The 24,610-nt window shown below is 72.8% G+C and carries 18 protein-coding genes; 9 read left to right on the top strand and 9 right to left on the bottom strand.

The window, feature by feature from the left end; all coding sequences use genetic code 11:
- Positions 1-168: 168 nt before the first annotated feature.
- The gene (locus AB0399_RS35120; protein ID WP_329364866.1) at positions 169-876 is read right to left on the bottom strand and encodes a TetR/AcrR family transcriptional regulator; all 708 of its coding nucleotides are present in this window, start codon (positions 874-876) and stop codon (positions 169-171) included.
- A 103-nt stretch (positions 877-979) separates the two neighbouring features.
- On the opposite strand from AB0399_RS35120, the gene AB0399_RS35115 reads away from it, so the two are divergent.
- The 3 genes from AB0399_RS35115 (at position 980) to AB0399_RS35105 (ending at position 4,677) form a co-directional block, all read left to right on the top strand.
- The gene (locus tag AB0399_RS35115) at positions 980-1,234 is read left to right on the top strand and encodes a hypothetical protein (protein WP_366414047.1); all 255 of its coding nucleotides are present in this window, start codon (positions 980-982) and stop codon (positions 1,232-1,234) included.
- Positions 1,235-1,500: 266 nt separating this feature from the next.
- Complete coding sequence (locus tag AB0399_RS35110) at positions 1,501-3,027, top strand: glycosyl hydrolase family 18 protein (protein WP_366414049.1); 1,527 nt, start codon at positions 1,501-1,503, stop codon at positions 3,025-3,027.
- Between the two features lie 306 nt (positions 3,028-3,333).
- Positions 3,334-4,677: an NlpC/P60 family protein gene (locus AB0399_RS35105; RefSeq protein ID WP_366414046.1), complete on the top strand. Its 1,344-nt coding sequence runs from the start codon at positions 3,334-3,336 to the stop codon at positions 4,675-4,677.
- 8 nt (positions 4,678-4,685) lie between these two features.
- Here the strand turns inward: AB0399_RS35105 and AB0399_RS35100 are convergent, their stop codons facing one another.
- The 5 genes from AB0399_RS35100 to AB0399_RS35080 all read right to left on the bottom strand — a co-directional run bounded on the left by AB0399_RS35100 (position 4,686) and on the right by AB0399_RS35080 (position 10,710).
- On the bottom strand, positions 4,686-5,951 hold the full coding sequence (locus tag AB0399_RS35100) for a styrene monooxygenase/indole monooxygenase family protein (RefSeq protein ID WP_366414045.1): 1,266 nt from the start codon (positions 5,949-5,951) through the stop codon (positions 4,686-4,688).
- Positions 5,952-6,160: 209 nt separating this feature from the next.
- Positions 6,161-6,769: an ATP/GTP-binding protein gene (locus AB0399_RS35095; RefSeq protein WP_328469194.1), complete on the bottom strand. Its 609-nt coding sequence runs from the start codon at positions 6,767-6,769 to the stop codon at positions 6,161-6,163.
- A complete protein-coding gene (locus AB0399_RS35090) occupies positions 6,750-7,097 on the bottom strand; it encodes a DUF742 domain-containing protein (protein WP_329373912.1) in 348 nt (115 codons plus the stop codon). Before AB0399_RS35090 ends, AB0399_RS35095 begins: the two co-directional genes overlap by 20 nt.
- A gap of 98 nt (positions 7,098-7,195) precedes the next feature.
- Positions 7,196-7,651, bottom strand: a complete 456-nt coding sequence (locus AB0399_RS35085) for a roadblock/LC7 domain-containing protein (protein ID WP_329373914.1) — start codon at positions 7,649-7,651, stop codon at positions 7,196-7,198.
- Between the two features lie 89 nt (positions 7,652-7,740).
- Positions 7,741-10,710 (bottom strand): nitrate- and nitrite sensing domain-containing protein, encoded by a 2,970-nt coding sequence (locus AB0399_RS35080; protein ID WP_366414044.1) that lies wholly within the window; start codon positions 10,708-10,710, stop codon positions 7,741-7,743.
- Positions 10,711-11,043: 333 nt separating this feature from the next.
- Between AB0399_RS35080 and AB0399_RS35075 the strand changes: the two genes are divergently transcribed.
- Positions 11,044-11,799, top strand: a complete 756-nt coding sequence (locus tag AB0399_RS35075) for a protein phosphatase 2C domain-containing protein (protein ID WP_329364874.1) — start codon at positions 11,044-11,046, stop codon at positions 11,797-11,799.
- Between the two features lie 249 nt (positions 11,800-12,048).
- Here AB0399_RS35075 and AB0399_RS35070 read toward each other — a convergent pair whose 3' ends face one another.
- Positions 12,049-12,471: a MarR family transcriptional regulator gene (locus AB0399_RS35070; RefSeq protein WP_366414048.1), complete on the bottom strand. Its 423-nt coding sequence runs from the start codon at positions 12,469-12,471 to the stop codon at positions 12,049-12,051.
- Between the two features lie 266 nt (positions 12,472-12,737).
- On the opposite strand from AB0399_RS35070, the gene AB0399_RS35065 reads away from it, so the two are divergent.
- Positions 12,738-13,628 (top strand): lysozyme, encoded by an 891-nt coding sequence (locus AB0399_RS35065; protein WP_329364876.1) that lies wholly within the window; start codon positions 12,738-12,740, stop codon positions 13,626-13,628.
- Between the two features lie 164 nt (positions 13,629-13,792).
- Here the strand turns inward: AB0399_RS35065 and lon are convergent, their stop codons facing one another.
- Positions 13,793-16,216, bottom strand: coding sequence for an endopeptidase La (lon, locus tag AB0399_RS35060; RefSeq protein WP_366414043.1), 2,424 nt, complete (start codon positions 16,214-16,216; stop codon positions 13,793-13,795).
- A 377-nt stretch (positions 16,217-16,593) separates the two neighbouring features.
- Entirely contained in the window at positions 16,594-17,538 is a 945-nt protein-coding gene (locus tag AB0399_RS35055; protein ID WP_329364880.1) for a class I SAM-dependent methyltransferase, read from the bottom strand.
- Positions 17,539-17,684: 146 nt separating this feature from the next.
- On the opposite strand from AB0399_RS35055, the gene AB0399_RS35050 reads away from it, so the two are divergent.
- From AB0399_RS35050 to AB0399_RS35035, 4 genes are all read left to right on the top strand, one after another.
- Positions 17,685-18,461 carry a spermidine synthase gene (locus AB0399_RS35050; RefSeq protein ID WP_366414042.1) on the top strand — a complete coding sequence of 259 codons (777 nt, stop codon included), beginning with the start codon at positions 17,685-17,687 and terminating at the stop codon, positions 18,459-18,461.
- 74 nt (positions 18,462-18,535) lie between these two features.
- Positions 18,536-19,249 (top strand): response regulator transcription factor, encoded by a 714-nt coding sequence (locus tag AB0399_RS35045; protein WP_329364884.1) that lies wholly within the window; start codon positions 18,536-18,538, stop codon positions 19,247-19,249.
- Positions 19,246-20,442 (top strand): ATP-binding protein, encoded by a 1,197-nt coding sequence (locus AB0399_RS35040; protein ID WP_366414041.1) that lies wholly within the window; start codon positions 19,246-19,248, stop codon positions 20,440-20,442. Before AB0399_RS35045 ends, AB0399_RS35040 begins: the two co-directional genes overlap by 4 nt.
- 236 nt (positions 20,443-20,678) lie before the next feature.
- Entirely contained in the window at positions 20,679-24,551 is a 3,873-nt protein-coding gene (locus AB0399_RS35035; protein WP_366414040.1) for a multifunctional oxoglutarate decarboxylase/oxoglutarate dehydrogenase thiamine pyrophosphate-binding subunit/dihydrolipoyllysine-residue succinyltransferase subunit, read from the top strand.
- Positions 24,552-24,610: the final 59 nt, after the last annotated feature.

The following is a 24,610-nucleotide window of genomic DNA, read 5'->3' as shown; positions in this document are numbered from 1 at the left end:
GGGTGGGGTGCCTTGCGGGTTGCGGGTGGGGGGTGCCGTGACCGCTGGGGTGGGGGGTGCCCTGCGGGCTGCGGGTGGGGGGGGTGCCGTGCCGGCTCGGGTGGGGGGCCGTGACCGCTGGGGTGGGGTGCCTTGCGGGCTGCGGGTGGGGGGCCTTGGGGGTGGGGGTCAGGGGGTGAAGAGGGTGGTGACTCGGGTGAGGAGTTGGTGGCCTGGGCTGGTGGGGGTTTCTTGGGAGAGGGCGAGGGCGGCTGCCTGGGCTGCTTCCGGTTCGGTGACGGCGGTGGCGACGAGGAGGGCGGTGAAGTGGTCGACCAGCCAGCCGCGGAGTTCGGGGAGTGGGGGTTGTTTGCCGTTGTCGAGCCAGAGCAGGGACACGGCTTCGACGGAGGCGATCCAGGAGCGGACCATCATGGACAGGCGGATGCCGGGTTCGGTGACGCCGAGGTGGAGGAGGACCTGTTCGGCGGCGCGGCGGCGTACGCCGTCGACGATGGCGTCGGTGCGGCTGGTGCCCACGACGCTGCCGCCGCGCAGGAGGGCGCCGTAGGCGGCGTCGTGTTCGTCGACGTAGGCGAGGTAGCGGTCGAGGGCGTCGGCGAGGCGCTGGGTGGGCGGGCCTTCGGCGGGGACGCCGAAGCGGCCGATGAGTTCGTCGGCGGCGCCGAGGACGGCGGCCTCGTAGAGCTGCTGCTTGCCGCCGGGGAAGTAGCGGTAGACGAGCGGGCGGGAGACGCCCGCGGCCGCGGCGACGTCCTCGACCGAGACGTCCTCGGGGCGGCGGTGCCCGAAGAGGTCGAGCGCCGCCGCGAGCAGCTGCTCGCGGCGTTGCTCCACGCTCATCCGGCGGTAGGCGGGCACCGCGCTGCTGCTCATACCCGGCAGCCTAACGACCCGATCCGCTCGCCATCGCGTCCCAGGTCGTAACGACCTGCGTTGCCTGTCGTGGGTCCGCCGGTGGTCGTGGGAGTGTGGGGCCGTGCGACACGAGAAGACCGAGTTCGTCGGTGGGCCGCTGGACGGTCGGGTGCTGGAGGTCATGGTGGGGATGACCGGGCAGCCCCCGCTGGACTACCGGGTGCCCGTGCCCGCTCCTGAGGGCGGCCCGGAGAAGGTGTACGTGTACCACCGGGAGCGCGGCGAGGGCCGTGGCAGCCGGTGGGTGTTCGTGTACGACCCGGAGGGAAGTCCGCATCCGAACCGGCCCAAGTGGCCGTGGTCGAAGCGGCGGTGAGGGCCGGCGGGGGGAAGTGCCGTGCCGTGGTGGCGGGTTCGGGGTGCCCGCGGCGGCGAATGTTGGTCCGGACCATTGACGGAATTGGTCTGGACCTGTTTGCTACCCGGTGACATGAGCACTCCTCGCCGAAGGAGCATCCCCCCATGCCCACCGCCACCGCACCCGATCCGCACGGGCCCACCGTGCGCACCGGCTCCCCCACCCGCAGGCGCGCCCTCGCCGCCGCCGCGACCGCCCTCGCCGGCGCGCTCGCCGTCGGCGGCATGGTCGCCCTCGCCCCGTCCGCCAGCGCCGGGGAGTTCCTGACCAACGGCGACTTCGAGTCCGGCACCCTGTCCGGCTGGACCTGCGACGCGGGCGCCCAGGCCGTCACCGGGCAGGCGCACAGCGGCAGTTACGCCCTGAAGGGCACGCCGTCCGCCTCCGCCACCGGCCAGTGCGCCCAGACCGTCACCGTCGCCCCGAACACCGCCTACACGCTGTCCGCCCAGGTCGACGGCTCCTACGTCTACCTCGGGGTGGACGGCGGCACCTCCACCTGGACCGCGAGCACCGGCGCCGGCTACGCCCCGTTGAGCGTGTCCTTCACCACCGGCGCGACGCAGACCACCGCGAAGGTCTACGTGCACGGCTGGTACGGCGAGCCCTCGTACCTCGCCGACGACATCTCGCTCCAGGGCCCGGGCAGCGGCACCACCACGCCCCCGACGACACCGCCCACCACCCCGCCGACGACTCCCCCGACCACGCCGCCGACCTCCCCGCCCTCCGGCGACCTGCCCACCCACGCGCTGGTCGGCTACCTGCACGAGACGTTCGCCAACGGCTCCGGCTACACCAAGCTCGCCGACGTCCCCGACGACTGGAACATCATCGACCTCGCCTTCGGCGAGACCGACTCCCCCACCTCCGGGACCATCCACTTCACCCGCTGCTCGGTCAGCGAGTGCCCGTCGGTGGAGTCCGACGCGGACTTCAAGGCCGCGATCAAGGCGAAGCAGGCCGCGGGCAAGAAGGTGCTGCTGTCCATCGGCGGCGCCAACGGCGAGGTCCAGCTCACCACCACCGCCGCGCGCGACGCGTTCGTCTCCTCGGTGAGCTCGATCATCGACCAGTGGGGACTGGACGGCGTCGACATCGACTTCGAGAACCAGTCGCTCTCGCTCAACACCGGCGACACCGACTTCAAGAACCCGACCACCCCGGCCATCGTCAACCTGATCGCGGCGATCAAGTCGCTCAAGGCGAAGTACGGCAGCGGCTTCGTGCTGACCATGGCGCCGGAGACGTTCTTCGTGCAGATGGGCTACCAGTACTACGGCACGGGTCCGTTCGGCGGCCAGGACCCGCGCTGCGGGGCGTACCTGCCGGTGATCTACGCGCTGCGCGACGACCTGACCCTGCTCACCGTCCAGGACTACAACTCCGGGCCGATCATGGGCCTGGACAACCAGTACCACACCATGGGCGGCGCGGACTTCCACATTGCCATGACGGACATGCTGCTCGCCGGCTTCCCGGTGGCGGGCAACACCTCGAACATGTTCCCGGCGCTCGCCCCCTCGCAGGTCGGCATCGGCCTGCCCGCGTCCGTCAACGCGGGGAACGGCTACACGTCACCCGATCAGGTGGACCAGGCGCTCGACTGCCTGACGAAGAAGACGAACTGCGGCTCGTACACCACCCACGGCTCCTGGCCTGGGCTGCGCGGCCTGATGACCTGGTCGATCAACTGGGACGGCTACAGCGGCTGGGCGTTCTCGCACAACTTCGACAGCTACTTCGGCTGAGCCGGGTCCCGGCTGACAGGACCCGCCTGGCCTGGGGGGCGAGCCGCCGCCCCGGAGCTGCCCCCGGGACGGCACGGCTGCCCGCGACCCCTGCTCACAGGGTCGCGGGCAGTCCCCTGCCGGGCCGGAGATGACGGATGATGGCGGGTGGACGACGGGTGACCCGCGGATGGCTCCGCGTCGAATCCTCGGCCGTGCGGGTGACCGTTCCGCGGAGATTCGGCCCGTACCTCTGTCGAAGATATGACAATCCATGATTGGCTACTGGCGCTGCTTGTTACCCGCCGGTCATGGGGAGATGAGGGAATGTCAGTGGCCCGTCAGCCCAGCTCGTGGTTCCGCTCGGCCGTGGTGTGCGGCACGCTGCTCGCCGCCGCGGCGCTGTCGCTGCCCGCCGCCCAGCAGGCCGCCGCCCAGCCGCACGACCCGCCGGCCGGGCAGGTGCCGCTTTCCACGCTCCTGACCCAGCTCCAGACGTACTACCAGCAGACCGAGACGGCCACCGAGGCGTACAACCAGGCCAAGGAGACCGCCGACCAGAAGCGCACGGCGGCCCGGAAGATCGACAAGCAGCTCGCGGACCAGAAGTCCGCGGTCGCCGACAGCCGGGCCCAGCTCGGGCTGATGGCCACTCAGATGTACCGCAACGGCGGCGTGTCGCCGTATCTGTCGCTGCTCAGCGGGCAGACCCCGCAGGACTTCTTCGGGCAGCGGCACGTCCTGGGGCAGATGGCGCAGCAGCAGCGGAGCGTGCTCGGGCAGCTCACCTCCGGCGAGGCGAAGCTGAAGACGCTCAACACGCAGGCGCAGAAGGCACTCGACACCGCCGAGCAGGCGCAGACCGTCGCCGGGACGAAGCAGAAGGACGTACAGGCGCACCTCAAGCAGGTCGAGCAGATGCTCGCCGGGCTGACCGGGGTGCAGATCGCCGAACTGCAGAAGCTGGAGCAGGAGGACACCGACAAGGCCCAGCGGGAGCTGATGGACTCCAAGGCGCTGGGCGGCGACCCCGCGCTGCGGGCGCCCTCGCAGGCCGGTGACCGGGCCATCGGGTACGCCTTCGACCAGCTCGGCAAGCCGTACGTGTGGGGGGCGCAGGGGCCGGACTCGTTCGACTGCTCGGGGCTCACCTCGCAGGCGTGGGCGCACGCGGGCACCGTCATCCCGCGCACCAGCGAGCAGCAGTGGGCGCAGTTGCCGCACGTGCCGCTGGCCCTGCTGCGCCCGGGTGACCTGGTGATCTACTTCAAGGGCGCCTCGCATGTGGCGCTGTACATCGGCGACGGCCTGGTCATCCAGGCGCCGCGCCCCGGGTCGTACGTCAAGGTCTCGCCGATCGCGGCCAACCCGATCCTCGGCGCGGTCCGGCCCGACCTCGGCGAGCAGCCCGTGAGCGGCTACCAGCCGAGGTCCATCCCGAAGAACGCGGAGCAGCCGCTGCCGATCGCCGCGGAGACGAAGGCCCCGGCGAAGCCGTCGAAGAAGCCCTCGAAGACGTCTTCGAAGACGTCTTCGAAGGAGTCCTCGGCGAAGAGTTCGGGGAAGGGCTCAGCCACGTCCTCGGGCGAGGGCTCCGCGAAGCCCCCGGCGAAGGGGACCGTCGACGGCTCCGGCAAGGACTCCTCGGACGGCGGCAAGTCGGCGAAGTAGCCGCCGGCTCAGCCCTGTTCGGCGGGTCCGCCCGCCGCTGCCGACGTGCCGACCCGCGCGAGGTAGCCCTGCGCGAGCTCCGGATCGTAGAACCACTCCTCGAAGTCGGCCGGGTTGTCGAAGCCGTTGGCGAACCGGTCGGCGACGGGCTGGAGTTCACCGGCCGCGCCGATCAGGCCGAGGACGTGCTCGGGGGGCGGCGCCAGCATCGCGTTGGTCCACTTGGTGACCGGCGCCGCCGCCTCCCAGTACCGGTCGAAGGTGGCCTGCATCCAGGCGCGGTCGAACGGGCGGTCCCCATGCGCGGTGATCCGCTCCAGGTAGATCGCCGCGCACCGGGACGCGTTGTTGGAACCCTGGCCGGTGACCGGGTCGTTGGCGACCACGACGTCGGCGACGCCCAACGTGAGCGCGCCGGAGGGAAGTTCGCCGATCGGGCGGCGCACGGTCGGGGCGAAGCGGCCGGACAGGGTGCCGCCGGCGTCGGTGAGTTCGACGCCGCCGGCGCGGGCGTGCTCCCACGGGACGTAGCGCCGCATCAGGTCAAGGGTGAGCCGCAGGTGCTCCGCAGGGTCCTTGACGCCGGCGAAGACGTCCGCGGGACCGCCCGGGAGGGCCTCCCAGAAGAGGATGTCGCAGGGCCCGGAGGTGGTCAGCGCGGGGATCACGAAGAACTCGCCGATGCCCGGCACCAGGTTGCAGCGCACCGCCCGCACCTCGGGGTGCTCCGGCCGGGGTCCGAGGCCGTGCACGTAGGCGACCGCGAGCGCGCGCTGCGGGGCGTCGTACGGCGAGCGGTCCGCGTCCCGGCCGAACATCGACACCAGCTCGCCCTTGCCCGCGGCGACCAGCACCAGGTCGTAGGCGCGGGCGAAGTAGTCCAGGTCGGAGACGGCGGCGCCGTGCACGACCACCTTGCCGCCGCGCTCGGCGAACGTCTCCAGCCAGCCGGACATCTTCACCCGCTGGTCCACCGACTGGGCGGTGCCGTCGAGCCGGCCGAGCCAGTCGATCGCGCGGGTGCCGTCGGGAGCGGTCACCGAGACGCCCAACCCGGCGACGTCAGGGGCCTGTTGACGCCAGAAGTCGATATCGAGGTCGTGCTCGTGGGCCAGCGAGCCGGCGAACATGCACTGCGTGGACATCACCCGGCCGGTGCGTATCTCGTCCGCGGTGCGGTTGGTCATGACGGTCACGCGGTAGCCCCGCGCCTGTAGGCCCAGGGCGAGTTGGAGCCCGGCCTGACCGGCTCCGACGATGAGAATGCTGCGCATGGCGACTCGCTCGCTTCTTCGCTGTCCGACTGACGTGCACACACCCGTACCCGCCCGCACGGCAACCTACCGGCCCGGGCCGCGCGGCCACAGGGTCCGGGCCTGCCGCCCGGGCCCGCCCCGCCGGACCCGCCGTCCGGGCTCGCGGTCCTGACCCGCCGTCCGGGCTCGCGGTCCTGACCCGCCGTCCGGGCCTCCGCGGCGTCAGGTCACAGCGGCTGCTCGGCCATCGCGTGCGTGACCAGCGCGAGCAGCGCGTCGACCACGGAGCGCCGCTCGCGGGCGTCGATGACCAGGACCGGGATGTGGTGCGGCACGGCCAGCGCGTCGCGCACGTCGTCGGGCCCGTAGGCCGCGGTGCCCTCGAACTGGTTGACCGCCACGGTGTAGGGCAGACCGGTGCTCTCGAAGTAGTCCAGCGCGGGGAAGCAGTCCGCCAGCCGCCGGGTGTCGGCGAGCACCACCGCTCCTATCGCGCCGCGTACCAGGTCGTCCCACATGAACCAGAACCGCTGCTGGCCCGGCGTGCCGAAGACGTAGAGCACCAGGTCCCGGTCGAGCGTGATCCGGCCGAAGTCCATCGCGACCGTCGTGGTGGTCTTCTCCGGAGTGGCCGCCAGGTCGTCCAGCGCCTCGCTGGCCTGGGTCATGACCGACTCGGTGGTCAGCGGGGTGATCTCCGAGACGGAGCCCACGAACGTGGTCTTGCCCACGCCGAAACCGCCGGCGACGACGATCTTCGTGGAGACCGGTGCGCGGTCGCGCGTGGTCTGCCAGTCCCGCAAGCCCTCCTGCTGGTCAAAGCCTGCGAAGTCCACTGAGCACCCTTTCGAGCAGCGCGCGATCGGGTCCACCGGGACCGTACCCGGTGCCGTACACGCGAATTCTTCCCTGGTCGGCCAGGTCGCTGATCAGGACCCGGACGACACCGAGCGGTATCCGCAGCAGTGCGGAGATCTCCGCCACCGACCGCAGCGCGCGGCACAGTTCGACGATCGCCCGCAGTTCGGGCATCACCCGCTCCGCCCAGTCGCCCCTCGTGAGGGCGGGCTGTTCGTCCGGATGCTCGATCGTAGCCACGAAAGTCTCGACCAGCAGCAGATGCTCGGAACGCGTACGGCCGCCGGTGAGCGCGTACGGCCGCACGCGGGAGGTGCGGCGGTCGCCCTCGCGCTGCCGCGCCGCGGTGCCCGGGGAGGCCGTCGGCGGGGCGGTGGGCGGGCCGGACGGGCCGGCCGGTCGGATCACCGGCCGCCCTCCATCGCCTGCCGCAACTCGCCGCGCAGCGACGGGGTCAGCACGTGGCCGGCCCGGCCGACGAACAGGGCCATGTGGTAGGCGATGACGCTCAGGTCGCACTCGGCGCCGGCGTGCACGCCCAGCAGCGAGCCGTCGCTGATGGACATCACGAACAGCATGCCGTCCTCCATCGCGACGGTGGTCTGCCGCACCTTGCCGCCGTCCATGAGGCGGGCCGCGCCCATGGTGAGCGAGGCCAGCCCGGACACCACCGCGGCCAGGTCCATCCGGACGTCGGAGATCCGGGTCGGCCCGGCCGCCTGCCGGGGCGCGACCGGGTCGGGCTCCGAGCTGAGCAGCAGCAGACCGTCGGAGGAGACGACGGCGACCGAGCGGACGCCGGGCACCTCGTCGACGAAGTTCGCCAGCAGCCACTGGAGGTTGCGGGCATCGTGGCTCAGTGCGTCGGAGTGGACGCCGGTGCCCGAGTGGGCGCCGGTGCCGTGGGTACTGGTGGAGCTGGTGGTGCTGAATTGCGTGCGGACCGCGTTCAACGGGTCGCCTCCTCGACGGTGTCTCCCGGACTGGTTGCCGTGGCGGGCCGTGCCGCCGTTGTCTCCGTGGCCCCTCGTGTCTCCAACTCGGCGTCCCTGCGGCCGTCCCGCAGACCGCGCTGCAACCCGGCCAGCTTGCGGCGCAGCCCTTCCGCGTCCAACGGCTCGGTGCGGCGCCTGCCGTCCTGCGCGGCGGCCCGTATCCCGCTGGCTTTCCGCACCCGGCGCGGCAGCGTCCCGTCGGGCCCGTCCGCCCCGGGGTCCAGAGGCGGCGGGGGCGCGGTGGCGGCATGCCGCGGCGCGTACTCGGCACGCGCGTGCTCGACCGACAGTACGTGCCCCCCGGGCGGTACGGCGCCGCCCGGCGGTACGGCCCCGGGTGCGCTCCCGGCCGGGGGTTCGGCGGCCGGCCGGGGCGCGAGCGGGGGCTCGGGAGCGGCCGCGGGTTCAGCCGTAAGCGGCTGCACTTGCATGTCCGGCAACCCCGTCGAGGACATCCGCGCAGGTGGGACGCGCAGACGTTCGACCCGGACCCGCGGCTCGGCCGGGGGGTCGCCGAGGTCGGGCCCGGGGCCGTCGGTGGTCTGCTGCCCGGGCAGCGAGAAGGCGGCGGGCGTCTGCGCGGGCGGTCGCCGCTCGGGCAACGGCGCCTGCGGCAGGGCCGGTTCGGCGGTCTGCTGCCCGGGCACGGGGTGGTCGGGCGCCGGTTGCTGGCGGACCCGCCGGGCGAGGGGCGGGAGCCCGCCCGCCGGCTGCTCCGCCGAGGACGGCTCGGGCGGTGCGGACGCCACGGGCGGTGCGAGCGGTGCGGGCTGCTCGGGCTGCGCGTGCTGCGTGCCCTGCTCGGCGAAGTGCGCCTCCACGAAGGGCTGTTCGACCGGCGGCCGGTCCTCCGACGGCAGTGCGGGCACGGGAATCCCGCCGCCCGCGCCGTGCTCCGCGCTGAGCCCGGCATCGAACTCCCCACCGGGCACAGCGTCGTACTCCGCGCCGTAATCCCCGCCGAGCCCCGCGCCGTATCCCGCGTCCGCGTCCGGCACCGCGCCGTACCCCGGCTCGGGCGACGCCCCGCGCTGGCCGGGCAGCACCCGGGCGAGCGGGTCGACCGTGGGCACCAGCAGCCGCGGCAGCACCGCGACGGCCGTGGTGCCGCCGTTCGCGTGCGGGCGCAACTGGACCCGGACGCCGTGCCGGTGGGCGAGCCTGGCCACCACATAGAGGCCGAGGCCGGCCGCCGCGCTCGGCGGCGCCGGGTCGGGGTCGACCAGCAACGCGTTGAGCTCGTCGATCCGCTCCGGGGGCACCCCGATGCCCGAGTCCTCGACCGCGACCATCACCTCGCCGCTCTCCATCACCCAGCCGTTGAGCCGGACTTCGGCGGTGGGCGCGGAGAACGCGGCGGCGTTGTCGAGCAGTTCGGCGATGAGGTGGCTGACGTCGTCGGCCGCGCGGCCGGCCACGTCCGCCTCGGGCATGGGCAGGATGCGGACGCGTTCGTACCGCTCGACCTCGGAGAGGGCCGCGCGGGCCACGTCGATCAGCGGGACCGGGCGGGCGGCGGCGCCGTGGCTGTGCTCGGTCCCGGTGAGCACCAGCAGGTTCTCGCTGTTGCGGCGCATCCGGGTGGCGAGGTGGTCGAGGCGGAACAGCGTCGCGAGCCGCTCCGGGTCCTGCTCGTGCTCCTCCATGCCCTCGATCAGGGTGAGTTGGCGCTCGATCAGGCCGAGGGTGCGCAGCGAGAGGTTGACGTGGACGACCTGTACGGCGTTGCGCGCGGTCGCCCGGTTGAGGCGCTCGGCGATCTCCTCGCGGGAGCGCATCAGGTCGTCCCGGGTGCGGGCGAGTTCGGCGCGGGCCACCAGCGCCGCTTGGTGCTCGGCGGCCAGCGCGGTGTGGGCGGCGGCGGACTCGGAGCGCTCGGCGGCGAGTTCGCCGGCGCGGGTGCGCAGCGCCTGGGCCTCGTGGGTGAGGGCGTTGATCCGGCGGGCGACGGCGGCGAACTCGTCGGCGCCGATCACCTCGGCACCCTGGCCGCTCTCCGGGTCCGCCCGGGACCAGCGGTGCAGGGCGGCGAGCGGGCGGGTGAGCGTGCGGAAGAGGGTGACCAGCACGGCGAGCAGCAGGATCAGGCACAACGCGGCCAGCGCGGCGCGCAGTTCGAGGACGGTGACCTCGTGGTCGCGGTGCGAGGCGGCGATGGCGGCCTCGTCGGTGGCGGCCGAGGACTCGACGCCGCGCATCAGCGAGAGCCGGGCGGCGAGCGCGGTACCGACCTTCTTGGCGCCCAAGTCGCGGTCGGCAGAGGTGAGTTCGCCGCCGCCCAGCAGCTGGTTCAGGTCGCGGTCGGCCTCGGCGGTGTCGGCGCCGGTGACGGTCTGGTCGTAGTCGGTACGGACCCCGGCGGGCGCGGTCGCGTGGAACTCGGCGAGGGCGGCCTGCTCCTGGAGCCGGGCGGCCTGCGCGTCGGCGACCAGGCCGTGCTGGTCGCCGCCGGCGGTCAGTCCGGCCACGAGCAGGCCGCGCTGCACGGCGGCGGCCGCGGTGGCCCGGCCGAGCGGCGCGGTGACCGGTCCCGCGGCGCGCCCGACCGCGTCGACCAGCGGCTGGTAGGCGGCGACGGCGGCCGGCGCGGAGGAGGCGGCGCGGGCGGACTTGCGGACGGCGGGCAGCGTGGCGAGCGCGGTGCGCAGGTCGGCGGAGAGGCGGCCGCCGCCGGTGACGTCGGCGACCTGGCGGTCGGTGCGCTGCTGGTCGGCGGTCGGGGTGGCGGGCTGCCCGGCCGCGACGGACACCGCGAGGTCGTCCCGCTCGTCGGCGAGGTCGGCGGCCAACGCGGTCGCGCGGACGGCGAGTCGGGCGTCGCCGATGGCGTCCTGGGCGGCCGACAGGTCTCCCACGGCGAGGGCGACCCCGGGCGCGGCCGCGGCCAGGACGATGGCCGCGCAGACCAGCAGGGCGGCGAGCATGCGCTGCCTGACCCGCCGTTCGCGCCGTCGGAGACGTCGTTCACGCACTGTCGGTGCTCGCAATCACGAGTCGCGGGGGCCCGGGATCGTCCCCGGGATACGTGCAGAATCCCTCAGACCCTCGCAGGCCAGCGGGTTCGGGGGCCAGGCGTCCCCTCCCCGGACACCCGAACGAGTGAATCGCACAGGTGAGTTGACCGACAAGTCCGGTACGGGTGGCACCCTCCGCCCGGCACCCGTCGCCGCTGGCACACACCGTTCCGCTTTGGCAGGATGCCCGCGCACAGCAGCGCGTCGCGGTGGTACGGACCAACCGGCTGCGAGACTGGCCCCATGCGGATCGAGACGGCGACCGAGCCCGGGACGACGGGCGTGCCCAACGAGGACTTCGCGGCGGTGGCGCTTCCGGCGTCCGGCGCCGGCGGCGTGGTGGTGGTGCTGGACGGGGTGACGCCGCCGCCGGACAACGGGGGCTGCGTGCACTCGGTGCCCTGGTTCACCGCCCGGCTGGGCGGCGCGCTGCTCGAACTGGCCCTGGCGCGGCGGGAGTCGGAGCTGGCGGACTGCCTGGCCGACGCGATCGCGCGGACCGCCGAGGCGCACCGCGGCACTTGTGATCTTTCTCACCCGCTGACGCCGCAGGCCACGGTGGTCGTCGCCCGCTGGGACGAGGCGGACGTGGAGTACCTGGTGCTGTCCGACTCGGTGCTGCTGGTCGAGGACACCGCCGGGGTGGTGACGGCGGTGCTGGACGACCGGATCGACCGGCTGCGGGCGACCGGGGTGCGGGTCGGGCCGCTGCGGAACCAGGAGGGCGGCTTCTTCACGGCCGCGGCCGACCCGTCGGCGGCGACCCGCGCCGTGACCGGCCGGCTGCCGCGCGCGGACGTCACCGCGCTGGCCGCGCTCACCGACGGCGCCACCCGCGCGGTGGAGTACTACGCCGTGGACGACTGGGCGGGCACCTTCGCGCTGCTGCGCAAGGCGGGCCCGGAGCGGCTGTTCGCCCGGGTGCGCGCGCTGGAGACCGAGCAGCCGCCGCCCGGCAAGCAGCATGACGACGCGACAGCCGTACTGATCGAGCTGTAGCCGGGTACGGGCGGGGGCCCGCAGCCACGTACGAGCGGGGGTCCGCAGCCACATCCCGGGCGAGGACCCGCAGCCGCATCGGGTGGGGGCCCGCAGCCGCGTACGAGCGGGGGTCCGCAGCCGCGTCCCGGGCGAGAACCCGCAACCACGTACGAGCGAGGCCCGCATCCGCGTCCCGGGCGAGAACCCACAGCCGCCCCCGGCGGGGCGGGCCGGTCGGTGCCGCCCGGGGGGCGACCGGCCCGCGCGCTACCCGGACTGCGTGGCGTTGAGGCGGTGCAGGAGGCGGGCGAGTTCGGCCACGTCGCTGGGGTCCCAGGCGGCGAGCTGCCCGAGGTAGCGCTCGCGGCGCAGCCGCCGCACCCGGGCGAACCGCTCCCGGCCCTCGCCGGTCAGCCGCATCAGGTAGGCGCGGCCGTCGGCGGGGTCGGGTTCGCGGGCGACCAGCCCCAGTTCCTCCATCGCGCGCAACTGCCGGCTCATGGTGGCCTTGCCGACGCCGAAGTACGCCGCCAGGTCGGTGGCCCGCTCGGGCTCGACCTCGTCCAGCCGGACCAGGATGCCGTAGGCCGCGGCTTCCAGGCCGGGGTGCACCGCGCGGGCCAGGTCGCCGGAGGCGGCCCTGGCCCGGCGGAAGAGCACGGTCAACTCGCGCTCCAGCGCGCCCGCCACGCCGTCGCCGGGCGGCTCCGTTCCGCCCGTGCCGCCGGCATCGCACGCGGCGCGGTTCGCTTGGGTCACAGGGGCCCCGCTTTCAACGGCTGAAAGTTTTCTTCACAGACGGTGGTTTCCGCAGCACGTCAAGTATTTCGCAGGCGTAGACCAACGGCGGTTACCGGTCCCTCTTTCCACGCGCGTAGCGCCCAACGTACCGTCAGTTCTGTCATGACCACACCATGGTCATGCGAGTCCCCCACCTGCCCCTCCTGGAGGCACGCATGTCCCACGGAGTCTTCTCCGTCGTGCACGGCAACGGCTCGGCCAGAACCCGGCTCGCGGTTCTCGCCGGCCTGATCGTCTCCCTCCTCACCCTGGCGTTCACCGCTCCCGGCGCAGCCCATGCGGCGACCGCGACCGGCACCGGTCCGAGCGCCGGCCACCTCACCCACCCGGAACTGGACTGGATGGGCTCGACCGTCGCGGCGCACGAGGGCTCCAGCGCGCACGGCTCGGCCACGTCCGGCACCGTCTCCCCGATGGTGACCCAGACCCCCGGCATGGACGTCTCCGCCTACCAGGGCAGCGTCAACTGGGCGACCGCGTGGGCGAACGGCGGCAAGTTCGCGTACATCAAGGCGACCGAGAGCACCTCGTACACGAACCCCGACTTCGCCCAGCAGTACAACGGTTCCTACAACGTCGGCATGATCCGCGGGTCGTACCACTTCGCCACGCCGGACACATCCGGCGGCGCGACGCAGGCGGACTACTTCATCGCGCACGGCGGCGGCTGGTCGGCCGACGGCAAGACCCTGCCGGGCGCGCTGGACATCGAGTACAACCCCTACGGCGCCACCTGCTACGGCCTCAGCCAGGCCAGCATGGTGAGCTGGATTCACGCGTTCGCCAACGAGTACCACGCCAAGGAAGGCGTCTACCCGGTCATCTACTCGACCTACGACTGGTGGTCGACCTGCACCGGCAACAACAGCGGGTTCGCGACCACCAGCCCGTTCTGGATCGCCAAGTACTCCTCCAGCGCGGGGACCCTGCCGGGCGGCTACGGCTTCTACACGTTCTGGCAGCACGCCGACTCCGGCACGTTCCCCGGTGACCAGGACTACTTCAACGGCCCGATCTCCGGGCTCCAGGCTCTCGCGAACGGCTAGCGGGGAGGTACCCCACGCGCCCCGTGACAGGTGCGGCTCCCTCCGCGAGGAGGGAGCCGCACCAACAGGGGCGAGGGGAACCGCGCGCTCGGCAGGCCACCGGCCTGCGGCCGGGAACGGCGAGCAACCGCGGCGGCGGGGCCCAACCCACCACCGGGAGGTGGTCACGCGGCGATCGGGACCTCCTCGGCGGGGGTGTCCGCCTCCGCCGGCTCCAAGGCCAGCGCCAGCACCTGGCGGACGTCGCTGACCGGGTGGACATCGAGCACGCCGAGGATCTCCGCGGGGACGTCGTCGAGGTCGGCCTCGTTGCGCTTGGGAATCACCACGGTGGTGATCCCGGCGCGGTGCGCGGCCAGCAGCTTCTGCTTGACCCCGCCGATGGGCAGCACCCGGCCGGTCAGGGACACCTCACCGGTCATGGCGACGTCGGTACGCACCCGGCGGCCGGACAGCAGGGACGCGAGGGCGGTGGTCATGGTGACACCCGCGCTCGGGCCGTCCTTGGGCACGGCGCCGGCCGGCACGTGCAGGTGGACGCCGCGGTCCTTGAGGTCGCCGACCGGCAGCTCCAGTTCCGCGCCGCGCGAGCGCAGGAAGGAGAGCGCGATCTGCGCGGACTCCTTCATCACGTCACCGAGCTGGCCGGTGAGCTGGAGCCCGGACCCGCCGGTCTCCGGGTCGGCCAGCGACGCCTCGATGTAGAGCACGTCGCCGCCCGCGCCGGTGACCGCGAGGCCGGTGGCCACGCCCGGTACGGCGGTGCGCCGCTCCTCCGGGTCCTGCGCGGCCTCGGGCACGTGGTGCGGCCGGCCGATCAGGGCCCGCAGGTCGCCCGGGCCGACCGCGAACGGCAGTTCCCGGTCGCCCAGTTCGTGCTGCGCGGCGATCTTCCGCAGCAGGCGCGCCACGGTCCGCTCCAGGTTCCGCACGCCCGCCTCGCGGGTGTACTCGCTGGCCAGCCGGCGCAGCGCGTCCTCGTCCAGGCTCACCTCGTCGGCCGCCAGGCCCGCGCGCTCCAGCTGGCGGGGCAGCAGGTGGTCGCGGGCGATGACGACCTTCTCGTCCTCGGTGTAGCCGTCGAGCCGGACCAGCTCCATCCGGTCCAGCAGCGGCTCGGGGATGGCCTCCAGCACGTTGGCGGTGGCCAGGAACACCACGTCGGACAGGTCGAGTTCGACCTCCAGGTAGTGGTCGCGGAAGGTGTGGTTCTGCGCCGGGTCGAGAACTTCGAGCAGCGCGGCCGCCGGGTCGCCCCGGTAGTCCGAGCCGACCTTGTCGACCTCGTCGAGCAGCACCACCGGGTTCATCGACCCGGCCTCCTTGATCGCGCGCACGATCCGGCCGGGCAGCGCGCCCACGTACGTCCTGCGGTGGCCGCGGATCTCGGCCTCGTCGCGGACGCCGCCGAGCGCCACCCGGACGAACTCGCGGCCCATCGCGCGGGCCACGGACTCGCCGAGCGAGGTCTTTCCGACCCCGGGCGGCCCGACCAGCGCCAGGACCGCGCCGCCGCGACGGCCGCCGACCACGCCGAGACCGCGGTCGGCCCGGCGCTTGCGGACCGCCAGGTACTCGGTGATCCGCTCCTTCACGTCGTCGAGGCCGGAGTGGTCCGCGTCCAGCACGGCCCGTGCGCCCGCGACGTCGTAGGTGTCCTCGGTGGTGGTGTTCCACGGCAGTTCGAGAACGGTGTCCAGCCAGGTCCTGATCCACGAGCCCTCCGGGGAGGCGTCCGAGGAGCGCTCCAGCTTCTCGACCTCCTTCAGGGCGGCCTCGCGGACCTTCTCGGGCAGGTCGGCGGACTCCACCCGGACCCGGTAGTCGTCCGTCTCGTTGTCGGGGTCGCCGTTCAGCTCGGCCAGCTCCTTGCGGACCGCCTCCAGTTGCTGGCGGAGCAGGAACTCGCGCTGCTGCTTCTCCATGCCCTCCTGGACGTCCTTGCGGATCGTCTCGGCGACGTCCTGCTCGGCGAGGTGGTCGCGCAGCCACTGCGTGGCGAGCTTCAGCCGGGCCACCGGGTCGGCGGTCTCCAGCAGCTCCACGCGCTGCTCCACGCTCAGGAACGGGGAGTAGCCGGAGTTGTCGGCGAGCTGCCCGGCGTCGTCGATCTGCTGCACGCGGTCGACCACCTGCCAGGCGCCGCGCTTGCGCAGCCAGCTGGTGGCGAGCGCCTTGTACTCCTTCATCAGCTCGGCCACGGTGCCGGGCGCCCCCTGCGGCGCGGGCTCCTCCACCACGGTGCCCTCCACCCACAAGGCCGCACCCGGTCCGGTCGTACCCGCGCCGATCCGCACCCGCGAGCGGCCCTTGATCACCGCGCCGGGGTCGCCGTCGGACAGCCGCCCGACCTGCTCGACCGTCCCGAGGGTGCCCACGGCCGCGTAATTCCCATCGACCCTCGGCACCAGGAGCACGCGGGGTTTGCCCGGCGCGTCCCCGGTGTGGGCCGCCTGGGCGGCCTCCACCGCGGCCCGCACTTCGCTGTCCGTCAGGTCGAGCGGTACGACCATGCCGGGCAGCACGACCTCGCCGTCGAGCGGCAGTACGGGGAGGGTGAGGTTGGAACTCTTCGGCTCAAACGCCATGATCGCTCCCTTTGCAAGCAAGTTGAGTACACCTGACTCAATGCAAAGGGCTCCGCCCGTGTTCCCGGCCCCACGTTCGCCCTGAGCGATCAGGGCACCCCGCGCCCCCCGGGAGGGGGGTTCCCGTCGGCTCCGGGACCTCGCGGCCGGTGGTGGGCTGGTCGCGCAGTTCCCCGCGCCCCTGGAATTGGTGCGGCTTCTCCGGGGGCACCCCCGTGCCCCCCGAGCCTGCGACAACGCTCTTTTCGCGGAAGAGCCGTCACGAACACAGGGGCGCGTGGGGGTACCTCCCAGGCGAAGCTCTGGGGGAGAACGGCGCGACAAGCCCAACACCGGCGGGTGGTCCCGGAACCGACAGGACGGGGCACCCCGGTGGGTCAGTCCCGCGCCCGCAGAAACGCCGAGGTGGAAACGCGTCCGACCAGGTCGAAACGGGTGGAGCCGGCGAGGTAGGCGTCCGCGCCCTCCTGGACGCCGGCCCACTTGTTGTCGCCGTAGTCGTCGAGGACCACGACCGCGCCCGGGGCCGCGATGGTCTCGGCCCACTCGAGGTCCTCGGTGACGCCCTGCGCGGAGTGGTCCCCGTCGATGACGATCACGCCGTACTCGCGGTCGGAGACCGCCGCCCGCACGTCGGGGTCGCCGGAGAAGCCGACCTGCACCCGGGCCCGCTCACCCGCCTTCCCCCCGAGCGCCAGGTTCGCCCGGACCACGTCAAGCCGGACCGGCGTACCCGTGGGGTCGAGGCCCTCCAGCCCGCCCGGCTGGAGCTGCGTACCGACCAGCGGGTCCACGATCGTCAGCTCGGGCTCTATCCCCGCGCGGTGCAGCATCCGCAGCATCGTCGCCGAGAAGAGCCCGTACAGCGTGCCGATCTCCAGCACCTCCGCGTTGGGCGGGTCGAGCAGCGGCACCGTGGCGAGCTTGCCGCAGACGTTCTGGGTGGAGCCGGCGAGCCGGCCCACCGCCAGCGCCTCCAGCGCGATCACGTTGCGGAACGCGACCGTCACGTTGCGCCGGGCTGCCTTCGGGTCGGTCCCGCTGACCTTCGCCACCTCGGCCACCAGCGTGTCGATCTGCGCCGCGGTGGGCAGCCGGGGGCCGCTGCGGCCGGTGCGGTCGAAGAGCAGCCCGACCGCGTACTCCTGGCCGCGCAGCTCGCCGACCTGCCGGCGCAGTTGCTCCAGCTCCTTCACCTCCCGCCGCAGGGCGTCCAGTTCCTTGCGCAGCCGGGAGACGGGGCGCTGGACGCGCTGGTCGACGAGCGTCGTGGCAGGGCGCAGGAGCCGCTTGGCCATCGGGCTGTTCAGAATGGGCGACATGGCCGGAACCTACGCCGCGCCCCAGGGGCCCGGACCATCTGCGGGCACAGAACAACGGAAGTCCTCCGGTACGGGAGTTGAACGCCCGATGGCGCGGCGGCCGACGTCCGGCCATGGGTTTGCCGCGGGTCCGTCAAAATGGGGTCATGGCGGCTTTGAACACGCGTGACCCGCGCTTCCCGACCCCTGGTCCCGGCCTCCTGACCGGCGAAGGACCGGTCGTGCTGGACCGGCGCGACGGCCCGTACGGGGAGGCGGTGCTGCGCCGGCGCGGCGCGCACCTGGAGATCATCGCCAACGGCACCTTCCTGATGGACACCTCCGACGGCCGCTCGGAGCGGCTGCTGGTCGACGTGGCGCTGGACGCGCTGCCGGCCGGCCGGGACCGGCCGAGCGTGCTGATCGGCGGGCTCGGCGTCGGCTTCTCGCTGGCCCAGGCCGCCGGCCAACCGCGCTGGGCGCGGATCGACGTGGTCGAGCGGGAGCAGGCGGTGATCGACTGGCACCGGGCCGGCCACTTCGCGGCGCACACCGACGGCGCGCTGGACGACCCGCGGGTGCGGCTGATCACCGCGGACCTGCCGGCCTACCTGCGGACGGCGCCCGGCGAGCGGTCCGGTACGGAGCCCGCCGGCGCGGGCGCGCGCCCGCCCGCCGGCGGCTACGACGCGCTCTGTCTGGACATCGACAACGGCCCGGACTGGACAGTCACCGACAACAACGGCAGTCTCTACAGTCCCAGCGGCCTCGACGACTGCCGGGAGCTGCTCAGCCCCGGCGGTGTCCTGGCCGTGTGGTCCGCGCAGCCCTCGGCCGCCTTCGAGACCGCACTCAAGGGGGCGGGGTACACCGGGGTGCGCAGCCTTGAGGTTCCGGTCGCGCGTGGCGTGCCCGATGTGGTGCATGTAGCCGTCAAGGCGTGAAGGCGTCATAGTCAGGGCAGCGGCCCGCCCCGTACGCTGCCGGTAACGGACGAGCTTGTGGGGCGGAAGCGGAAGTGGACAGCGCACAGACAACAGGCGCGCAGCGCCGGGTTCTGGTGGTCGAGGACGACCAGACGATAGTTCAGGCCATCGCGGCCCGCCTCCAGGCCGAGGGGTTCCAGGTCCGCACCGCGGGCGACGGGCCGTCCGCGGTCGACGCGGCCCACGCCTGGCAACCCGACCTGCTGGTGCTCGACGTGATGCTCCCCGGGTACGACGGGCTGGAGGTCTGCCGGCGGGTGCAGGCCGACCGGCCCGTTCCGGTGCTGATGCTCACCGCGCGCGACGACGAGACGGACATGCTGGTCGGCCTCGGCGTCGGCGCCGACGACTACATGACCAAACCGTTCTCCATGCGCGAACTGGCCGCGCGGGTGCACGTCCTGCTGCGCCGGGTGGAGCGGGCCGCCGACGCGGCCTCCACCGTCCGGGGCGCCAGCATCCACCTGGGCGACCTGGAGATCGACCACACCCAGCGCCGGGTCCGGGTCGGCGGCAGCGACGTGCACCTGACCCCGACCGAGTTCGAGTTGCTGGTGTGCCTGGCCCACCAGCCACGGGCGGTGCTCTCCCGCGAGCAGTTGCTCGCCGAGGTGTGGGACTGGACCGACGCGTCCGGCACCCGCACCGTGGACAGCCACGTCAAGGCGCTGCGCCGCAAGATCGGCGCCGAGCGGATTCGTACCGTGCACGGCGTGGGCTACGCGCTGGAGAACCCGGCGCCATGAGCCAGGGGCCCACCGGGGACCCTGCGCGCACCCGGAACCCGGCGCGGGCCCTGCGCGGCTCGGGACCGGCCCGGGGCAGGGTGCCGGCGGTCGTGCTGCGCGGCCGGCAGGTGGTCCGCGGGTGGCTGCGGCAGTTGTGGGAGGCGCTGCGGCCCTGGGACCCGACCCGCTCGATCAAGGCGGCGCTGCAGGCGCTGGTGATCGCCTCCGTGATGATCACCACGCTGCTGGTGACGCTGGCGATCCACTCGCGGACCGAGATCCGGGTGATCACGATCTTCTCGATCATCGCCTCGCTGCTGATCACGCAGATCGTCGCCACCAACCTGACCGCGCCGCTGCGCGAGATGACCGCGGTGGCGCGGGCGATGGCGGGCGGCGACTACACCCGCCGGGTGGCCCGGGTGCGCCGCGACGAGGTGGGCGAGCTCGCCGAGACCTTCAACCGGATGGCCGCCGACCTGGCCGCAGTGGACCGGCACCGCAAGGAGCTGGTGGCGAATGTCTCACATGAGCTGCGGACGCCGATCGCGGCGCTGCGCGCGGTGCTGGAGAACGTGGTGGACGGCGTCTCGGCCGCCGACCCGGAGACCATGCGGCTGGCCCTGCAGCAGACCGAGCGGCTGGGCAAGCTGGTCAGCCAGCTGCTCGACCTGTCCCGGCTGGACAGCGGGGCGGTGCGGCTGGACGCCAAGCGGTTCGAGGTGTGGCCGTACCTGTCGGCGGTGCTGAAGACCGCCAGCCTGGGCGCCGACCGCGGCAAGGCCGGCGGCACCCTCACCCGGGCCCGCGCGGACGTGCCGCTGCACCTGGACGTGTCGCCGCCGGAGCTGGTGGCGTACGCCGACGGGGAGCGGCTGCACCAGGTGGTGGCGAACCTGGTGGACAACGCGATGAAGCACAGCCCGCCCGGCGGCCGGGTCACCGTGCGGGCCCGCGGCGGGTCGGCGCCGGGCAGCCTGGACCTGGAGGTGCGCGACGAGGGCCCGGGCATCCCCGAGGCGGACCGGGTCCGGGTCTTCGACCGCTTCCACCGGGGCTCACATCCGGGCACGGACGGCGGCACCGGTCTCGGCCTGGCGATCGCCCGCTGGGCGGTGGATCTGCACGGTGGCCGGATCGAGGTGGCCGAATCCCCGCGTGGCTGCCGCATCCACGTCACCCTCCCGGGGATGCCGCCGCAGCCGCGTTGACGCGGCGGCATGGCGGTGACGTGCGACGCCGCCGCAGACCGGGCGGATGGCATAGACCACTGGCCCGGCGAACCCACAAGAGGGACCACTTTCCCGCCACGATCCGTCCCGAAACCAGTCTTCGGGTGTGACTTGCGCGACGACTGGCCCCCTAAACTGCGTGAACGGGTCAGGTAGGCGTAGCCTTTATTCCCGCTGTCCACCATCTTGTGAAGCGGAAGAGGGCGGTTGCCGCCGTGTCGCCACAGTCCCCCAATAGCTCTAGTGTCTCCACCGACCACGAAGCGCAGGGCGAGGGCCCCGCAGCGGGTTTCGGCCCGAATGAGTGGCTCGTGGACGAGATCTACCAGCAGTACCTCCAGGACCCGAACTCGGTAGACCGAGCCTGGTGGGACTTCTTCGCCGACTACAAGCCGGACGGCTCCGCCGCTCCGGCCGCTCCCGCGGGCCAGGGCGGTGCCTCGGGCGCCGCCGCCCGCGCCAGCGCGGGCGTGCCCGGTTCCACGCCTCCTTCCGCGCCTGCCGGCCCGCAGGCCGCCGCGGCGCCTGCCCCGGCTCCGGCGGCTCCGACCGCGCCGGCGACCCCCGCCGCGCCCGCCGCTCCGGCCCCGCCGGCCCCGGCCGCCGCCAAGCCGGCCGCGCAGGCTCCCGCCCCGGCTCAGCCCGCTCCCGCGGCGCAGCCCGCGGCGCCGGCCCCCGCGGCCAAGCCCGCCGCCGCCCCGGCCGCGGCGCCCGCCGCCGCCGAGACGGAGTACGTGCCGCTGCGCGGCCCGGCCGCCGCCGTGGCGAAGAACATGAACGCCTCCCTGGAGCTGCCCACCGCCACCTCGGTGCGGGCGATCCCGGTGAAGCTGCTCTTCGACAACCGCATCGTCATCAACAACCACCTCAAGCGGGCCCGGGGCGGGAAGGTCTCCTTCACCCACCTCATCGGCTACGCCATGGTGCAGGCGCTGAAGACGATGCCGGCGATGAACCACTCCTTCGCGCTGAAGGACGGCAAGCCGACGCTGGTCAAGCCCGAGCACGTCAACCTGGGCCTGGCCATCGACCTGGTGAAGCCGAACGGTGACCGCCAGCTCGTGGTCGCGGCCATCAAGAAGGCCGAGACGCTGAACTTCTTCGAGTTCTGGCAGGCGTACGAGGACATCGTGCGCCGGGCCCGCTCGGGCAAGCTCACCATGGACGACTTCTCCGGCGTCACCGCGTCGCTGACCAACCCCGGCGGGCTGGGCACCGTGCACTCGGTGCCGCGTCTGATGCCCGGCCAGTCGATGATCCTCGGCGTCGGCTCCATGGACTACCCGGCCGAGTTCCAGGGCACCTCGCAGGACACCCTGAACAAGCTGGGCATCTCCAAGGTCATGACGCTGACCAGCACCTACGACCACCGGGTGATCCAGGGCGCCGCCTCCGGCGAGTTCCTGCGGATCATGAGCCAGCTGCTGCTCGGCGAGAACGACTTCTTCGACGACATCTTCGCCGCGCTGCGCATCCCGTACGAGCCGGTGCGGTGGCGCACCGACATCGACACCGCGCACGACGACGACGTCACCAAGGCCGCCCGGGTCTTCGAGCTGATCCACTCCTACCGGGTGCGCGGCCACGTGATGGCCGACACCGACCCGCTGGAGTACCGCCAGCGCAAGCACCCGGACCTGGACGTCCTGGAGCACGGGCTGACCCTGTGGGACCTGGAGCGGGAGTTCGCGGTCGGCGGCTTCGCCGGCAAGTCCCTGATGAAGCTGCGCGACATCCTCGGCGTGCTGCGCGACTCGTACTGCCGGACCGTCGGCGTCGAGTACATGCACATCCAGGACCCCAAGCAGCGCAAGTGGATCCAGGACCGGATCGAGCGCCCGCACGCCAAGCCCGAGCGCGAGGAGCAGCTGCGCATCCTGCGCCGGCTGAACGCCGCCGAGGCGTTCGAGACGTTCCTGCAGACCAAGTACGTCGGCCAGAAGCGGTTCTCGCTGGAGGGCGGCGAGTCGGTCATCCCGCTGCTGGACGCGGTGCTGGACGCGGCCGCCGAGTCCCGGCTGGACGAGGTCATCATCGGCATGGCCCACCGCGGCCGGCTGAACGTCCTGGCGAACATCGTCGGCAAGTCGTACGCGCAGATCTTCCGCGAGTTCGAGGGCAACCTCGACCCGAAGTCGATGCACGGCTCCGGCGACGTGAAGTACCACCTGGGCGCCGAGGGCAACTTCACCGGCCTGGACGGCGAGCAGATCAACGTCTCGCTCGCCGCGAACCCCTCGCACCTGGAGACCGTCGACCCGGTCATCGAGGGCATCGCCCGCGCCAAGCAGGACGTCATCAACAAGGCCGGCACCGACTTCACGGTGCTGCCGGTCGCGCTGCACGGCGACGCGGCCTTCGCCGGCCAGGGCGTGGTGGCCGAGACGCTCAACATGTCGCAGCTGCGCGGCTACCGCACCGGCGGCACCGTGCACGTGGTGATCAACAACCAGGTCGGCTTCACCGCCGCCCCGGAGTCCGCGCGCTCGTCGATGTACAGCACCGACGTGGCCCGGATGATCGAGGCGCCGATCTTCCACGTCAACGGCGACGACCCGGAGGCCGTGGTCCGCGTGGCGCGGCTGGCCTTCGAGTTCCGGCAGGCGTTCAACAAGGACGTCGTGATCGACCTGATCTGCTACCGCCGCCGCGGCCACAACGAGTCCGACAACCCGGCCTTCACCCAGCCGCTGATGTACGACCTGATCGACAAGAAGCGCTCGGTGCGCAAGCTCTACACCGAGTCGCTGATCGGCCGTGGCGACATCACCCTGGAAGAGGCCGAGCAGGCGCTTCAGGACTACCAGGGCCAGCTGGAGAAGGTCTTCACCGAGGTGCGCGAGGCCGTCGCCGCGCCGCCGGAGAGCCCGAGCCAGGACAACCAGGCCGAGTTCCCGGTCGCGGTGCCGACCGCGGTCTCCAGCGAGGTCGTCAAGCGGATCGCCGAGTCCCAGGTGAACATCCCCGACCACGTCACGGTGCACCCGCGGCTGCTGCCGCAGCTGCAGCGCCGGGCGGCCATGGTCGAGGACGGCACCATCGACTGGGGCATGGGCGAGACGCTGGCGATCGGCTCGCTGCTGCTGGAGGGCACCCCGGTCCGGCTGGCCGGCCAGGACTCCCGGCGCGGCACCTTCGGCCAGCGGCACGCGGTGCTCATCGACCGGGTGACCGGCGAGGACTACACCCCGCTGCTGTACCTGTCGGAGGACCAGGCCCGCTACAACGTGTACGACTCGCTGCTCAGCGAGTACGCCGCGATGGGCTTCGAGTACGGCTACTCGCTGGCCCGCCCGGAGTCGCTGGTGATGTGGGAGGCCCAGTTCGGCGACTTCGCCAACGGCGCCTCCTCGATCATCGATGAGTACATCTCGGCGGCCGAGCAGAAGTGGGGCCAGACCTCCGGCGTCACGCTGCTGCTGCCGCACGGCTACGAGGGCCAGGGCCCGGACCACTCCTCGGCCCGGATCGAGCGCTACCTCCAGCTGTGCGCGCAGAACAACATGACCGTCGCGTTCCCGACCACCCCGGCGAACTACTTCCACCTGCTGCGCTGGCAGGTGCACAACCCGCACCACAAGCCGCTGATCGTCTTCACCCCGAAGTCGATGCTGCGGCTGAAGGCGGCGGCGTCGAAGGCCGAGGACTTCACCACCGGCCAGTTCCAGCCGGTGATCGGTGACACCACGGTGAAGCCGGAAGAGGTCCGCAAGGTCGTCTTCTGCACCGGCAAGGTCTACTACGACCTGATCGCCGAGCGGGACAAGCGCAGTGCCGGCGACGTGGCCATCATCCGGATCGAGCGGCTCTACCCGCTGCCCGGTGCGGAGATCCAGCAGGCGCTGGCGCCCTTCACCAAGGCGCAGAAGTTCGTCTGGGCCCAGGAGGAGCCGGCCAACCAGGGCGCGTGGCCGTTCATCGCGCTGAACCTGATCGACCACCTCGACCTGGTGCTGGGCGCCGCTCCGGACAACGCGGACCGGCTGCGCCGCGTCTCGCGGCCGTCCTCGTCGTCGCCCGCGGTGGGTTCGGCGAAGCGGCACCAGGAGCAGCAGCAGAACCTGGTCAGCGAGGTCTTCGAGATCTGACCGGCGGCGGCCGCGCGGTCCCTCCGGTTCCGCGCAGCCGCCCGCACCTGACGGCCGGC

The organism is Streptomyces sp. NPDC088194 (assembly GCF_040702025.1).
In the GTDB taxonomy this organism is placed as follows: Bacteria; Actinomycetota; Actinomycetes; order Streptomycetales; family Streptomycetaceae; genus Actinacidiphila.
This window is presented reverse-complemented; position numbering and strand designations above follow the sequence as displayed.

Coding starts and splice junctions, on each gene's coding strand:
- lon (WP_366414043.1), bottom strand. CDS start 16,216: ATGGCGTTTGAGCCGAAGAGTTCCAACCTCACCCTCCCCGTACTGCCG.
- AB0399_RS35120 (WP_329364866.1), bottom strand. CDS start 876: ATGAGCAGCAGCGCGGTGCCCGCCTACCGCCGGATGAGCGTGGAGCAA.
- AB0399_RS35055 (WP_329364880.1), bottom strand. CDS start 17,538: ATGTCGCCCATTCTGAACAGCCCGATGGCCAAGCGGCTCCTGCGCCCT.
- AB0399_RS35080 (WP_366414044.1), bottom strand. CDS start 10,710: ATGCTCGCCGCCCTGCTGGTCTGCGCGGCCATCGTCCTGGCCGCGGCC.
- AB0399_RS35050 (WP_366414042.1), top strand. CDS start 17,685: ATGGCGGCTTTGAACACGCGTGACCCGCGCTTCCCGACCCCTGGTCCC.
- AB0399_RS35110 (WP_366414049.1), top strand. CDS start 1,501: ATGGTCGCCCTCGCCCCGTCCGCCAGCGCCGGGGAGTTCCTGACCAAC.
- AB0399_RS35065 (WP_329364876.1), top strand. CDS start 12,738: ATGTCCCACGGAGTCTTCTCCGTCGTGCACGGCAACGGCTCGGCCAGA.
- AB0399_RS35105 (WP_366414046.1), top strand. CDS start 3,334: ATGTCAGTGGCCCGTCAGCCCAGCTCGTGGTTCCGCTCGGCCGTGGTG.
- AB0399_RS35100 (WP_366414045.1), bottom strand. CDS start 5,951: ATGCGCAGCATTCTCATCGTCGGAGCCGGTCAGGCCGGGCTCCAACTC.
- AB0399_RS35040 (WP_366414041.1), top strand. CDS start 19,246: ATGAGCCAGGGGCCCACCGGGGACCCTGCGCGCACCCGGAACCCGGCG.
- AB0399_RS35075 (WP_329364874.1), top strand. CDS start 11,044: ATGCGGATCGAGACGGCGACCGAGCCCGGGACGACGGGCGTGCCCAAC.